Here is a 12,893-nt window from a genome sequence, read left to right as displayed (position 1 = left end):
GGCTGATCAATCCGCCCAGGGGTTGAAGATCGTAATTCCGCAGTCGTCGAAGTCTCTGACGTTGCGGGTCGCGATCTCTGCGCCACGGGTGGCCGCAATGGCAGCAATCTGAGTATCCATCTCCTTTATTGGGCGGCCAGTTGCTCGTCGCTTCGCCCGGAGAAACGCATAGGCCTGGGCAGCTTTACTGTCGAAGGGCAGAATGCGGCCACCAAAATCCTCCACAAGGGTCGCTTCCAGACTTTCGGCCAAGAGATTCTTGCGCCGTCCCCTTGGCATGATGGCGATGCCGTACTGTAATTCCGCTTCACTGATCGCTGTGAGAAAAACAGCGTCCATATTTTGCTGATCCAACCAGTCTACGACCCGCCGCTCTGGAAGTGGGCGCATCACCTCCGAGATGACATTCGTATCGAGGATAATCATTTAATCGAAGGTCGGAGGTTCACGGCTTGGTCCGCGCGGTGGTAACTCGAGTTCGACTCCTCCGATCGGCTCGAATCTCGCGCGAATTCTCGAAGCGAGATTGCCATGGGACGGGATATCCTGGTCGACGCTGCCAAGGGATTCAGAATGCTGGTGAGCGGGCCCAACGAGGCTCTCTCCAGGTTCGTTCTCAGCCGATGACTTGGCTGATGGCTGGCCTTCGACGACCTCAAGCGCCTGTCGCAACAGAACTCGCGCTTCGTCCTCCATTGAGCGGCCATGTTTGCTTGCTCTGCGGCTGATCTGGTTCGTCGTCTTGTCGTCGAGATCGGTGATGGTCAGGCTCGTCATTCCTGCACTCATAAATTGTTTCACGTCATATAAGTCGATCTGCATGCGGGATGCCAGATCATCTCACAACGCAGGCCAGCCATTTACCTGCCGCTTGATACGCTTGAGACGATCTGGCCGATGGGCTAAGCCGCAGCGAGATGACTACAAAGGCAGTCGCTGGCGCAAATGAAGTGTGAACAGCAGACGGCCATGACGCATTGGTGAAACGGATATGGCTGCGAAAAAGCCGAAACGGGTGACGGCGCGGGTGCCGCGCGGCTTCGTCGATCGGGACGCGTCCGATCTGCGCGCCCAGGACGGGATGCTGGCGAAGATCCGCCGGGTCTACGAGACCTACGGCTTCGAGCCGGTCGAGACGCCGGTGTTCGAATATACCGACGCGCTCGGCAAGTTCCTGCCCGACAGCGACCGGCCGAACGAGGGCGTCTTCTCGATCGAGGACGACGACGAGCAGTGGATGAGCCTGCGCTACGACCTCACGGCGCCGCTCGCCCGCTACGTGGCGGAGAACTACGAGACCCTGCCGAAGCCCTATCGCAGCTATCGGGCGGGTTACGTCTTCCGCAACGAGAAGCCTGGGCCGGGCCGCTTCCGCCAGTTCATGCAGTTCGACGCCGACATCGTCGGCGCGCCGAACGTCTCGGCCGACGCCGAGATGGCGATGATGATGGCCGACACGATGGAGGCGCTGGGCATCCCGCGCGGGCAGTACGTCATCCGGGTGAACAACCGCAAGGTGCTCGACGGGGTGCTGGAGGCGATCGGCCTCGGCGGCGAGGAAAATGCCGGGCGGCGGCTGACGGTGCTGCGGGCGATCGACAAGCTGGACAAGTTCGGCGTCGAGGGCGTGCGGCTATTGCTCGGTGAGGGGCGCAAGGACGAGAGCGGCGATTTCACGCCGGGGGCGGGCCTAGGCGAGGACGAGCTCAAGCAAGTCCTTCATGTTATTGAAGCTCGGCATGCCGGAAAGATGCGCGTTTTCGCTTATTCGGGGGCGGAAAAATCAGCAGGCGACGGCGGACCACCGCCCAACGAAGCGGAGATCAATCGCAATACTGCAGGCTTCTTAAGCGCCATTCTGATGTCTAGCACAGATGGACGCGACGGTGCGTTGGAGTTGTTGCAATTAGCGCAGACTTTTGAGGACGCTGGTTACGCTGACGGGCGAATTCAAATCGACCCCTCCGTCGTCCGCGGCCTCGAATACTACACCGGCCCGGTCTTCGAAGCCGAACTCCTCTTCGACGTCACCAACGAAAAGGGCGAAGTCGTGCGCTTCGGCTCCGTCGGCGGGGGCGGACGCTATGACGGCCTCGTCTCGCGCTTCATGAGCCAGCCGGTGCCGGCGACGGGCTTTTCCATCGGCGTCTCGCGGCTGATGACGGCCTTGAAGAACCTCGGCCGGCTGGAGACCTCCGAACGCACCGGCCCGGTGGTCGTAACCGTGATGGACCGCGACCGCATGGCCGACTACCAGGCCATGGCGACGACCCTGCGCAACGCGCTGAACGACGATCCGGCTGCTCCGCCCGTGCCTGTCGAGGTGTTCCAGGGCAATCCGAAGCAGTTCGGCAAGCAGCTGCAATATGCCGATCGGCGCAATGCCCCTTGCGTGATCATTCAAGGCGGCGACGAGAAGGCTGCCGGCAAGGTGCAGGTGAAGGATCTGGCGCTCGGCAAGGAAATGTCGGCGCAGATCACCGACAATGCCGAATGGCGGGAAGCCCGGGCCGGCCAGGAGATGGTCGACTACGATCCTGCCAATCCGGAAGCGATGATCGCCGCGGTCCGCGACATCCTCGCCCGCCCGTCCGGCAGGGCCTGAACCTCGTGCCTGCGTCCGACAAGACCATCGGCGAGGCGCTCGACCAGCTGTTCGCCACGCGCGGCGCGGCGCCGGCCGAGACCGCGATCATCCTGCCGGCCGAGCCCTATCTCGACGCGGCCGGCGAGGCGCTGCGCCGGCGCATCTTCCTCACCCGCGGCGAGGGCGGTGAGAATCTGTGCCTCAGGCCGGATTTCACCATACCCGTGTGTATGCGGCATATCGCAGAAGGCGCCGATCTGCCCCGGCGCTACTCCTATCGCGGCCTGGTGTTTCGCCAGCGGGCCGACGGGCCGGCGGAATTCGTTCAGGCGGGCATCGAGGATCTCGGAGAGGACAATCGCGCGATGGCCGATGCCCGCGCCGTCGCCGATGCGCTGGCGAGCCTCGAAACCTGCGGAATCGCGCTGGACGGTCTCGACGTCATTCTCGGCGACCAGGGCCTGTTCGAGGCGGTGCTGCGGGCGCTCGGTCTGCCTGAGGGCTGGCAGCGCCGGCTGATCCGAACCTTCGGCCACGACGGCCAGCTGCGCGCCGCGCTGGAGAGCCTGTCGAAGGGGCCGGAAAGCGCGCTGGAAGGCCTCGCGCCGGAGCTTCTGGATCTTGCCCGCGACCGCGAGGAAGGGGCGCTGACGCGGCTCATTCGCGGGCGTATGGAGGAGGCGGGCCTGCCGCCTCATTCCGGCCGCTCGCCCGGTGAGATCGCCGCAAGGCTGATCGAGAAGGTGGCGGTGGCCGAGGCGCGGCTCGGAGAGGGGCCGCTGCAGCTCCTGGAAAATTTCCTCGCCGTCGCATGTCCCCTCGACGAGGCGGGCGAAAGGCTCGCCGAGGTCATGGGAACGGCGGGGCTCGATCTCGGGCGGGCGATGACCGCCTTCGAGACGCGCAACCTCGCCTTGCGCGCGGCGAATGTGGATCTCGCCCGCGTCACCTATCGCGCCGCCTTCGGCCGGCCGATCGACTATTATACCGGCCTCGTCTTCGAGGCGCGGGACAAGGGCGCCGAGGATCCGCTCGTCGGCGGCGGGCGCTACGACCGGCTGATGACCATTCTCGGCGCCGGCACGCCGATCCCGGCGGTCGGTTTTTCGCTGTGGATCGACCGGATCGAGAAGGTCTCCGATTGCGGGATATCGGCATGAGTGTCGGCCACCCGCCCTCTGTCCTGCCGGACATCACCCCCACAAGGGGAGAGATCAGCCGCTTGACCGCCTCGTCTCGACTGGAAGCGTTTCGGCGACATCCATCCTTTGATATTGAGCGCAAAACCGTGCGGGAGATCGAGCTCCCCCCGCGTGAGGGTGATGTCCGGCAGGACAGAGGGGGGCGCCTCGGCGCCGGCCCCGGCGATTTAAATCGATGGGAGGGCCGCCAATGACCATCACCCTCGCCATTCCCTCCAAGGGCCGGCTGATGGAAAAGTCGCTGGAAGCCCTGAAGAGCGCCGGCGTCGAGGTCTCCGCCGGCGAGACGCGCTCGTACCGCACCCAGGTCGAGGGCTTCGACGGGCTTGAAGTCCTGCTCCTGTCCGCCTCGGAAATCGCCCGCGAACTGCGCGACGGGGCGATCGACTTCGGCATCACCGGCGAGGATCTCGTCCGCGAGACGATCCCCGAGCCGGATAACGCCGCCGCGATCGTCGCGCGGCTCGGCTTCGGCCATGCCGACGTCGTGGTCGCCGTGCCGGAGGCCTGGGTGGACGTCCAGGCCATGGCCGATCTCGGCGACGTCGCCGGCTCGTTCCGGGCGCGCCACGGGCGCCGCTTGCGCATCGCGACGAAATACTGGCGGCTGACCCAGGGCTTCTTCAGCCGCACGCACGGCATCCAGAGCTATCGCATCGTCGAGAGCCTGGGCGCGACGGAGGGGGCGCCGGCGGCGGGCTCGGCCGACATCATCGTCGACATCACCTCGACCGGCTCGACCCTCGTCGCCAACCGGCTGAAGATCCTGTCGGACGGGGTGATCCTGAAGTCCGAGGCCTGCCTGGTGCGCTCGATGCCCGGCCGCAGAGACGATGCCGACGCGGCACTGGCCGACGAACTCGCTCGCCGGTTCGCCGGCTAGGTGTGAGCCTTCTGGCGGCGGCAGGGACCGAAGGAAGAAAGCGCCGCGGCAAACGCCTACAAGCCGCCGGCCCGGATCGACGTCACGCCGCTTGTCGCCAGCGAACCGGCGACACTGGCGGGGTTGCAGGGAGCTCGGACGCGGAAGCCTCCGCGGAGGCGGAAGCCGAGCGTGCCGAGGAAGAAATAGAAGGCCGACACGCCTCCCGCCGCCGAGAACGCTCCGGCGGCGGGAGGCATGACGGGTCCAGCGCGGCCTCAGGCGTAGCGGCTCTCGCGCTTGGTCTTGTCGACGGCGATCGATCCGGCGCCCGAGCCGGCAAGGACGAGGAAGCCGCCGGCGAGCGCGATGTTCTTCAACAGCGCCGTCTGGTCGCCGGCATGGACGAGGACGCCGGTGGCGACGCAGAACAGCGCCAGCGCGATGGCGATGATCCGCGTCTGGAAGCCGACGGCGACGGCGATGCCGGCCAGCAGCTCGAAAGCGCCGACGAGATAGGCCATGGCCAGCGGGGCTGGAAAGCCGAGGCTGGCGAGGAAGCCGGAAAAGCCCTCGGCACCGGCCAGCTTGCCGAAGCCGGAAATGACGAAGATGGCGGCGAGCAGGACGCGGCCGGCGAGGATCAGGGTCTGGTTCATGGTGGCTCCGATGATCGCCCGGCGGGAAATTCCGGCGGTGCGGTTGCGATGACGCAGAGATAGCCGACCGAAACCGTCAACGCATCCGGGCGTCTTGCCGACGAATTGTCAACGGATGGCGGCACAATCGCAGCGGCGCAGGACAAGGAGGCGCTCGGCCTGACCACCAACTTTGGCGCGTCTCTCCGCAGTGGCGCCAGCTTCGACGAAGCGGCCGAACATGGACGCTTCGTCATCCTCGGAATAAGCCCGAGGATGGACGGCTCGTTGGGACAAGCCACTGATATCGGACGTCTGACGTTCATCGTCTGCGATGATGGACGCGGTGCACGCCGCGACGGTGTCCATCGCGGCGTGCCGAGAAGAGGGGTCGGCTCCCTTCAGCCTCAGGCCGGCGAGATCATCGTCTTCGGGTCGACGATGCGGTCGTAGTCCTCGGCCGAGACGAGGCCGGAGGCGATCGCCTCCTCGCGCAGGGTGGTGCCGTTCTTGTGGGCCGTCTTGGCGATGTTGGCGGCATTGTCGTAGCCGATGGTCGGCGCCAGCGCCGTCACCAGCATCAGCGACTGCTGCATCAGCGAGGCGATCCGCTCCTCGTTGGCCTCGATGCCGTCGACGCAATGCTCGGCGAAGCTCTCCATGCCGTCGGCGAGGAGCCGGATCGAGGAGAGGACCGCGTTGGCGATGACCGGCTTGAAGACGTTGAGCTCGAAATGCCCTTGCGAGGCGGCGACCGTCACCGTCGTCTCGTGGCCGAAGACTTCCGTCGCCACCATGGTCAGCGCCTCGCACTGGGTCGGGTTGACCTTGCCCGGCATGATCGAGGAGCCCGGCTCGTTGGCCGGCAGGTTGAGTTCGCCAAGGCCGGAGCGCGGGCCCGAGCCGAGGAACCGAATGTCGTTGGCGATCTTCATCAGATCGGCGGCGAGGGTGTTGAGCGAGCCGTGGAAGAAGGTCAGCGCGCCGTGGGAGGCGAGCGCCTCGAACTTGTTCTCGGCGGTGCGGAACTCGTGGCCGGTGAGCCTGGCGATCTCGGCGGCGATCTCGGTGTCGAAGCCGATCGGGGCGTTCAGCCCGGTGCCGACCGCCGTGCCGCCCTGGGCGAGCGCCAGAACGCCGTCGAGGCTGTCGGCGATCCGCTTCTTCGCCAGCTGCAGCGCCATGGCGTAGCCGGAGAACTCCTGGCCGAGGGTGACCGGCGTCGCGTCCTGGGTGTGGGTGCGGCCGATCTTGATGATGTCGGCGAATTCCTGCGCCTTCCTGTCCAGCGAGGCGTGCAACGTCTCGAGAGCGGGCAGGAGCCGCGCCTTCGTCTCGACGACCGCCGCGACATGCATCGCCGTCGGGAAGACGTCGTTGGAGGACTGGCTCATATTGACGTGATCATTGGGGTGGACCGGCTTCTTCGAGCCCATCTTCCCGCCCATCATCTCGATCGCCCGGTTGGAGATCACCTCGTTGACGTTCATGTTCGTCTGGGTGCCCGAGCCGGTCTGATAGACCACCAGCGGGAAGTGGTCGTCGAGCTTGCCGGCGATGATCTCGTCGGCGGCCTTCTCGATGGCGTCAGCGATTTCCTGGGGCAGGCGGCCCTTGGCGGCACTCACGCGGGCGGCAGCCTTCTTGACGGTGGCCAGCGCGTGAATCACCGGCAGCGGCTGGCGCTCGATGCCGATCTTGAAGTTGTTGCGCGAGCGCTCGGTCTGGGCGCCCCAGTATCGGTCGTCCGCGACCTCGATGGCGCCGATGGAATCGGTTTCGGTGCGTGTCGTCACTGGGTGGCCCTTCCTTCAAGACATTTTGGCTGCACTGCCCATAGCGGCGGCGGCCGGGGATCGAAAGAGCGGCGACGGGGTAAAATCGTTTGAAAGACCGGCCTCCCGGCCGGCCGCGAAGTCTGCCTCACAAAAACGCCGTTGAAAAACCTTGCCGTTTTGTCATCGCGACCGAGTTTCTCCTTCACCAACGTCAGTGAGTTTCGGAAGGATCGAGACATGAAGACCATCGTGAGGAGCACCGTCGTCCTGAGCCTCGTCGCCGGACTGGCGGTCAGCGCCGGCTGCAGCCGCACCCAGAAGACCCTGGCCGGCGCCGGCATCGGCGGCGCGACGGGCGCCGTGGCCGGCAATGCGATCGCCGGCAGCGGCGGCGCCATCGTCGGCGGTGTCGGCGGTGCGGTTGTCGGCGGTGCCGTCGGCCGGAACTACTGACGCGCAGCCGGTAAGACAGCGGCCCGGCGCCAGCCACGTAGGCCGCCGGGCGACAGGTCGCCGGCGACCTGGCAGATCATCACCGCCGAAATGACGAAGGCCGGGCTCATCGAGCCCGGCCTTCGTCGTTCATGACTTGTCGGGCGTCGGATCAGCCGGAGGTCAGCGGCGAGATCGAGATCTCCACCCGGCGGTTCTGAGCGCGGCCGGATTCGGTGGCGTTGGAGGCGACCGGGCGGCTCTCGCCGAAGCCTTGCGTGTTGAGCCGGCGCGGATCGACGCCCTGGCTGGCCAGATACTGGCTAACCGAGGAGGCGCGCTGCTGGGAGAGCTGCAGATTGTAAGAATCCGACCCCTGGCTGTCGGTGTGGCCGTAGACGTCGACGATCGACCGGTCGAATTCCTCGAGCACCAGCGCGACGGAATTCAGCGTCGGGTAGAAGCCCGGCAGGATCGCCGCCTGGTCGGTGGGGAAGGTGATGTTCGACGGCATGTTGAGGATGATCCGGTCGCCGACACGCGTGACCGAGACGCCGGTGCCACGCAGCTGGGCGCGCAGCTTGGCTTCCTGGTTGTCCATGTAAAGGCCGATGCCGCCGCCGGTCAGCGTGCCGACACCGGCGCCGATCAGGGCTGCGCGGCCGGCATCGGTGCCGGTCGCCCGGCCGATGACGTAACCGCCGAGCGCGCCGACGCCGGCGCCGATGCCCGCGCCGCCGAGCGTGTTCGAGATCTTCTGCTCGCCCGTATAGGGATCGGTGGTGCAGCCGGCGAAGGCGGCGGTGAGGGCGAGAGCGAGGGCAAGTTTCTTCATCGGGTCGTGACCAGCCTTTGGCGACGGGCTTCCCGCCCGTTCGCATTGTTCCTTCGATGCGCCGATAGTGGCGACAATTGTCGGGATTAGGGCTTGGCGCGCGACGAGACGGTTTGTCGTTCGCTGTTGCGCGGATGACACGCTCGTCTCCGCCCGGAGCGCCGCCGATGCGACCGGCTTGTCGAACTGGTCGGGCGCCATTCGCGAAGCCTCGTTCGTCAGCTTCCGATCCCTGAGGTGCGGATGACGAAGGCGACGATGCTCGCCAGCGCCAACAGTGCGCCGCAGAAGACGATCAGGCGGTTCGCCCATCCCGTCCGGTCGTACACTTCGAGAATGGCGGCGACGGCGGCCGGCAGCGTGATCAGGATCGGATGGAACCAGTATCCCTTCAGCTCGGTCGTGCCACTTGCGAGAACCAAGAGGAGGGCCAGGGCGAAAGACGCCCCGATCGCCGTCGCCAGGTAGCGGGTCTCCGGCCCGAGCCGCCCGAAAGCGCCGCGCACCGCCCGGCCGTCGAGGCGCGCCAGGAACGCGGCGGCCAGCGCAACCCCCAGAAGCGGTCCGCAATAGGCCAGGGTCTGGAACGCGAAGTCGGCGAGACCCGTCAGGCGATCGTGTAGCAGCGATCCGGTGCCGTGAAAGCCGAACTTGTCGGCGCTGTCGTCCAGCGTCTCGATCCGACCGGCGGCCAGCCAGAACAGCGGGGCGGCAAGAATTGCGAGGAAAGCGACCGCGGCGGCGAAGAGCCCCCGCACCCGAAGGGCGCGGCGAACGGCGGGGAGGGCTATACCGGCAGCCGCCGAGCCGGCAAGCGCGACGAGGCTGTTGTACTTTCCCAAGACCGCGAGGGCCGCGCTGGAGCCGGCCAGGACGTAGGTACCGGTCGTCCTGCGGCGGAGAAGCACGAGAAACGCCAGTTGGAAGAGGGCGGTGAACAGCATGCCGCTCAGCGAGTGGCTGAAGGTGCGCTGCGCCTCCCATCCAACCGTCGGCATCAGGAACAGGCCAAGCGCCGCCGCGGCTGCCCCCTGGCGCGAAAGCTGCAACTCGCGGCCGATCCGGTAGAGGGTGGTCGCCAGGAGAAAAAGAACGGTGAAGCGGGTGACGTAGATTGCGGCGATATCGCTTTCCACCACCAGGTCGACCAGCTTGATCAGCCAGGTGTGAAGCGGCGGCTGGACGCCGCTGTACCCCCAGGCCCACCAGCCCATTTCGGCGAGCTGCTGGCGGTCGTCGAAGCCGGGAGGCGGATTCGAGACGACGTTGATCGCAAGATTGGCGAGATAGACCAACGCGACGAAGACCAGCGGCACGGGCAGCGGGCCGAGCTGCGCCGATGCGAAGCGCGCGACGGCGGCATCGAGAGCGGCGGTCCTGGCGAAAAGGCCGCCGACACCGTCGGGCGAGCCGTGGTCCAGGCGTTCGTCCGTGACGTTCAAGGGATCATCCGGAAGTCTGTTTCGTCGCAACATCGCGGGTGGGGAGGGCCGGAGCAGGGTCGTTTTGCATCGACGCATCGGCCGAAAATCGCAAGGCCCTTGCCGCCGCCGGAGAGCCTCGCGGCGACGGCATTCATTCTGGTCCGATCAGGCCGCCTGGCGCTGCTTCAGGAGCCCGCGATTGATCAGCAGCTCGGCGATCTGCACCGTGTTCAAAGCCGCGCCCTTGCGCAGGTTGTCGGCAACGATCCAGATGTTGAGGCCGTTTTCCAGCGTCTGGTCCTCGCGGATGCGGGAGATGTAGGTGGCATCCTCGCCGGCGGATTCATAAGGCGTGATGTAGCCGCCGTCCTCGTGCTTGTCGATGACGAGGCACCCCGGCGCCTGGCGCAGGATCTCGCGGGCCTCGTCGGCGGTGATCTCGTTCTCGAACTCGATGTTGACCGCTTCCGAATGACCGATGAACACCGGCACGCGCACCGCCGTGCAGGTGACCTTGATCTTCGGGTCGAGCATCTTCTTGGTCTCGACCATCACCTTCCACTCTTCCTTCGTCGAACCATCCTCCATGAAGACGTCGATGTGGGGGATGACGTTGAAGGCGATGCGCTTGGTGAACTTCTTGCGCTCGACAGGGTCGGCGACGAAGACCGCGCGGGACTGCTGGAAGAGCTCGTCCATGCCCTCCTTACCGGCGCCGGAGACCGACTGGTAGGTCGAAACGACGATCCGCTTGATCTTGGCGTGATCGTGCAGCGGCTTCAAAGCGACGACGAGCTGGGCGGTCGAGCAGTTCGGATTGGCGATGATGTTCTTCTTGGTGAAGCCGGAAATGGCGTCGGCGTTCACTTCCGGCACGATCAGCGGAACGTCCGGATCATAGCGCCAGGCCGAGGAATTGTCGATGACGACGCAGCCGGCGGCGGCGATCTTCGGCGACCATTCCTTGGAGATCTCGCCGCCGGCCGACATCAGGCAGATGTCGGTGCCGGCGAAGTCATACTGGTCGAGCGGCTTGACCTTCAGCGTCTTGTCGCCGAAGGACACCTCCGTGCCCTGGCTGCGGCGCGAGGCGAGCGCCACCACCTCGTCGGCCGGAAAGCCGCGCTCGGAAAGGATCGACAGCATCTCGCGACCGACATTGCCGGTGGCGCCGACGACGGCAACCTTGTAGCCCATGGGAATTCGACCTTCTCTCGCTCTCCCCTTGCCAAACGATCGAGCACGCTCGTCCTCCGCCCCGGGGGAGACAAGCGGGGCGGGGCGTCAGCTAATCGACGTTTTTTTGGTCAGGGAGCGCACGGTCATGGGCGATGATATGCGCGGGAAGACAAATCTTGTCAATCACGGGAATTCGGGCATTCGACGGATCGTCTTATCGCTCTTCACGATTTGCGTGTTCTCATCTCAGGGAGAAACGCGCCGCTGCAAAGGGTCCTGCCGATGTCGCACTTCGTCATCCTGCTCGCCGGCCGCATGGAGCCGACGCTGGCCTTGCGTGCGGCGATCCGTGGCGCGCGGGTGATCGCAGCCGACGCCGGTATCCGTCATGCGCGCGCTCTCGGTCTTTCGCCGGAACTGTGGGTGGGAGATTTCGATTCGGCGCCCGAGGCGCCGCCGATCGCACTCGCCGGCATCAAGCGGGAGCCGTTCCCGCGCGACAAGGACAAGACCGACGGAGAACTTGCCATCGAGGCGGCGATCACCCTTGGCGCCTCGAAGATCACCTTGGTCGGTGCGCTGGGCGGGCCGCGTTCGGACCACGCCTTTTCCCATCTCGTCCTGGCGCTGCGCTATTTTCGCCAGGGGGTCGACGTCGCGCTCCGCGACGGGGCGGAATCGGCCCACCCGCTCTCGGCCGAGGCGCGAACCTTCGATCTGGCGGCAGGCGCGCAGTTCTCGATCCTGAAGTTCTCCCCCGTGAGGGGGCTGACGATCAGCGGGGCTAAATGGCCGCTCGAAGACGTCGACCTGCCACTCACCTCGATTCTCACCCAGTCGAACGAGGCGAGGGGGCCGGTGACGGTGACGGTGGCCGACGGCGAGGCGATCCTTCTGGCGCAAGACGACCCGGCGGTACGGTGAGGCAGCAATGGCGCAACGCCGGCCGGCCGCATATGCCTGTCGTCGCCAAGCCATCGACGATCGCCGCAAGATCGCCGACCCGCCAGCGAACGACGGCCGGCCAGAGCAAGTGTCGCCTTTTGCCAATCCACGCTTGGCCTTTCGGGCCGACTTCATTATGGTGCCGGCCCGAATGGTCCCGTAGCTCAGCAGGATAGAGCATCAGATTCCTAATCTGAGGGTCACTGGTTCGAATCCAGTCGGGATCACCAACGATTTCAATGACTTGTCCGTCTTGTTATCGGCTTCGTGTCGCACCCATGTTGCAGCGACTTCCTTTGATTTACAGGGGGTTTCCCGGAAGGCTCGGCAGCTTTACGCGACATGGGATGCAACATGGTTTCCGAGATTCGGATGCAATCTTGGAAGCGGCTATGAATAATCGAAGACCGTTCCCTTGGCGAAAGCTGACACCGGCCCAGATCGCGCTGCTTGAGCGGCTGCTGTCGGCGAATGGCGCACTCGAATACGGCAAGCTCGACTATTCCGAACTCGCCGCCTTCGAGGAGCTACGAAAGCTGAAACTTGCAGATATGCGAATTCGTGGCCGGTCGAAGCTTGAAGCCGTGGCTACCGACCAGGGGCGCAAGGCGCGCGACAATTCCTATGAGACTGATCGGATCGTCGTGCGCGTCACGGATCCGCAAATCGAACTGCTCCGGTATCTCGACGACGGGTTCTTGTACGAGGACAGCGTCGGGCGAACCGGCCATGACATGCCCGGCCATATGCGGGACGTCTGCCGCCGAATGTATCTTCGCGGATGGGTCGAATGGCATGGCGGCTGGGATGGCGTTCGATGGGCGCGGTCGACGCCTGCCGGGCGGGAAGTGCTTGCGGCGATCGACGCCTTCGACGACGCTATTTGTCCACTTAAGCTTCTTGACTGACGAATGACATGACGGTTTCGACTGGCCTACGGCCCATGTTGCGGTAGCCGAGGTGCGGGCGTTCGGTGTTGTAGTGGACGAGCCAGGCGTCGAGATCGGCCTG

14 protein-coding genes, 1 tRNA gene and 1 pseudogene are annotated in these 12,893 nt (G+C 65.5%); 7 read left to right on the top strand and 9 right to left on the bottom strand.

Going from position 1 to position 12,893, the window contains the following annotated elements:
* Positions 1-6: 6 nt before the first annotated feature.
* Entirely contained in the window at positions 7-426 is a 420-nt protein-coding gene (locus tag GTK09_RS16565; RefSeq protein ID WP_163464545.1) for a type II toxin-antitoxin system VapC family toxin, read from the bottom strand.
* Complete coding sequence (locus GTK09_RS16560; RefSeq protein ID WP_246217953.1) at positions 427-822, bottom strand: FitA-like ribbon-helix-helix domain-containing protein; 396 nt, start codon at positions 820-822, stop codon at positions 427-429. It abuts the gene before it with no gap.
* A 169-nt stretch (positions 823-991) separates the two neighbouring features.
* Here GTK09_RS16560 and hisS point away from each other — a divergent pair, with 169 nt between their 5' ends.
* From hisS to hisG, 3 genes are all read left to right on the top strand, one after another.
* Positions 992-2,605, top strand: coding sequence for a histidine--tRNA ligase (gene hisS / locus GTK09_RS16555; RefSeq protein ID WP_163464543.1), 1,614 nt, complete (start codon positions 992-994; stop codon positions 2,603-2,605).
* 5 nt (positions 2,606-2,610) lie between these two features.
* Positions 2,611-3,747, top strand: a complete 1,137-nt coding sequence (locus tag GTK09_RS16550; protein WP_312869907.1) for an ATP phosphoribosyltransferase regulatory subunit — start codon at positions 2,611-2,613, stop codon at positions 3,745-3,747.
* Between the two features lie 232 nt (positions 3,748-3,979).
* A complete protein-coding gene (gene hisG, locus GTK09_RS16545; RefSeq protein WP_163464539.1) occupies positions 3,980-4,672 on the top strand; it encodes an ATP phosphoribosyltransferase in 693 nt (230 codons plus the stop codon).
* 257 nt (positions 4,673-4,929) lie between these two features.
* Here the strand turns inward: hisG and GTK09_RS16540 are convergent, their stop codons facing one another.
* The 3 genes from GTK09_RS16540 to fumC form a co-directional block, all read right to left on the bottom strand.
* Entirely contained in the window at positions 4,930-5,310 is a 381-nt protein-coding gene (locus GTK09_RS16540; protein WP_163464537.1) for a DoxX family protein, read from the bottom strand.
* Between the two features lie 108 nt (positions 5,311-5,418).
* On the bottom strand, positions 5,419-5,658 hold the full coding sequence (locus tag GTK09_RS16535; protein WP_163464535.1) for a hypothetical protein: 240 nt from the start codon (positions 5,656-5,658) through the stop codon (positions 5,419-5,421).
* 38 nt (positions 5,659-5,696) lie between these two features.
* Entirely contained in the window at positions 5,697-7,085 is a 1,389-nt protein-coding gene (fumC, locus tag GTK09_RS16530) for a class II fumarate hydratase (protein WP_163464532.1), read from the bottom strand.
* 219 nt (positions 7,086-7,304) lie between these two features.
* On the opposite strand from fumC, the gene GTK09_RS16525 reads away from it, so the two are divergent.
* Positions 7,305-7,520: a YMGG-like glycine zipper-containing protein gene (locus GTK09_RS16525; RefSeq protein WP_163464530.1), complete on the top strand. Its 216-nt coding sequence runs from the start codon at positions 7,305-7,307 to the stop codon at positions 7,518-7,520.
* 151 nt (positions 7,521-7,671) lie between these two features.
* On the opposite strand, the gene GTK09_RS16520 is transcribed toward GTK09_RS16525, so the two are convergent.
* The 3 genes from GTK09_RS16520 to GTK09_RS16510 all read right to left on the bottom strand — a co-directional run bounded on the left by GTK09_RS16520 (position 7,672) and on the right by GTK09_RS16510 (position 10,955).
* Positions 7,672-8,334, bottom strand: a complete 663-nt coding sequence (locus GTK09_RS16520) for a YiaD family glycine zipper/OmpA-like lipoprotein (RefSeq protein ID WP_163464528.1) — start codon at positions 8,332-8,334, stop codon at positions 7,672-7,674.
* A gap of 218 nt (positions 8,335-8,552) precedes the next feature.
* Entirely contained in the window at positions 8,553-9,776 is a 1,224-nt protein-coding gene (locus GTK09_RS16515) for a glycosyltransferase family 39 protein (protein WP_163464526.1), read from the bottom strand.
* A gap of 147 nt (positions 9,777-9,923) precedes the next feature.
* Positions 9,924-10,955, bottom strand: a complete 1,032-nt coding sequence (locus GTK09_RS16510) for an aspartate-semialdehyde dehydrogenase (protein ID WP_163464524.1) — start codon at positions 10,953-10,955, stop codon at positions 9,924-9,926.
* A 264-nt stretch (positions 10,956-11,219) separates the two neighbouring features.
* On the opposite strand from GTK09_RS16510, the gene GTK09_RS16505 reads away from it, so the two are divergent.
* The 3 genes from GTK09_RS16505 (at position 11,220) to GTK09_RS16495 (ending at position 12,790) form a co-directional block, all read left to right on the top strand.
* Complete coding sequence (locus GTK09_RS16505; RefSeq protein WP_163464516.1) at positions 11,220-11,861, top strand: thiamine diphosphokinase; 642 nt, start codon at positions 11,220-11,222, stop codon at positions 11,859-11,861.
* Between the two features lie 174 nt (positions 11,862-12,035).
* Positions 12,036-12,112 (top strand) — tRNA-Arg (locus GTK09_RS16500).
* A gap of 150 nt (positions 12,113-12,262) precedes the next feature.
* Entirely contained in the window at positions 12,263-12,790 is a 528-nt protein-coding gene (locus tag GTK09_RS16495) for a hypothetical protein (RefSeq protein ID WP_163464514.1), read from the top strand.
* Here the strand turns inward: GTK09_RS16495 and GTK09_RS16490 are convergent.
* Positions 12,774-12,893, bottom strand: a pseudogene (locus GTK09_RS16490) (IS481 family transposase); the annotation flags it as partial. The gene GTK09_RS16495 and the pseudogene GTK09_RS16490 sit on opposite strands and share 17 nt — an antisense overlap.

The organism is Jiella pacifica (assembly GCF_010500815.1).
GTDB lineage: Bacteria > Pseudomonadota > Alphaproteobacteria > Rhizobiales > Rhizobiaceae > Jiella > Jiella pacifica.
Note: the sequence above shows the minus strand (reverse complement) of the source record. Positions and strands in the feature narration are given on the sequence as shown.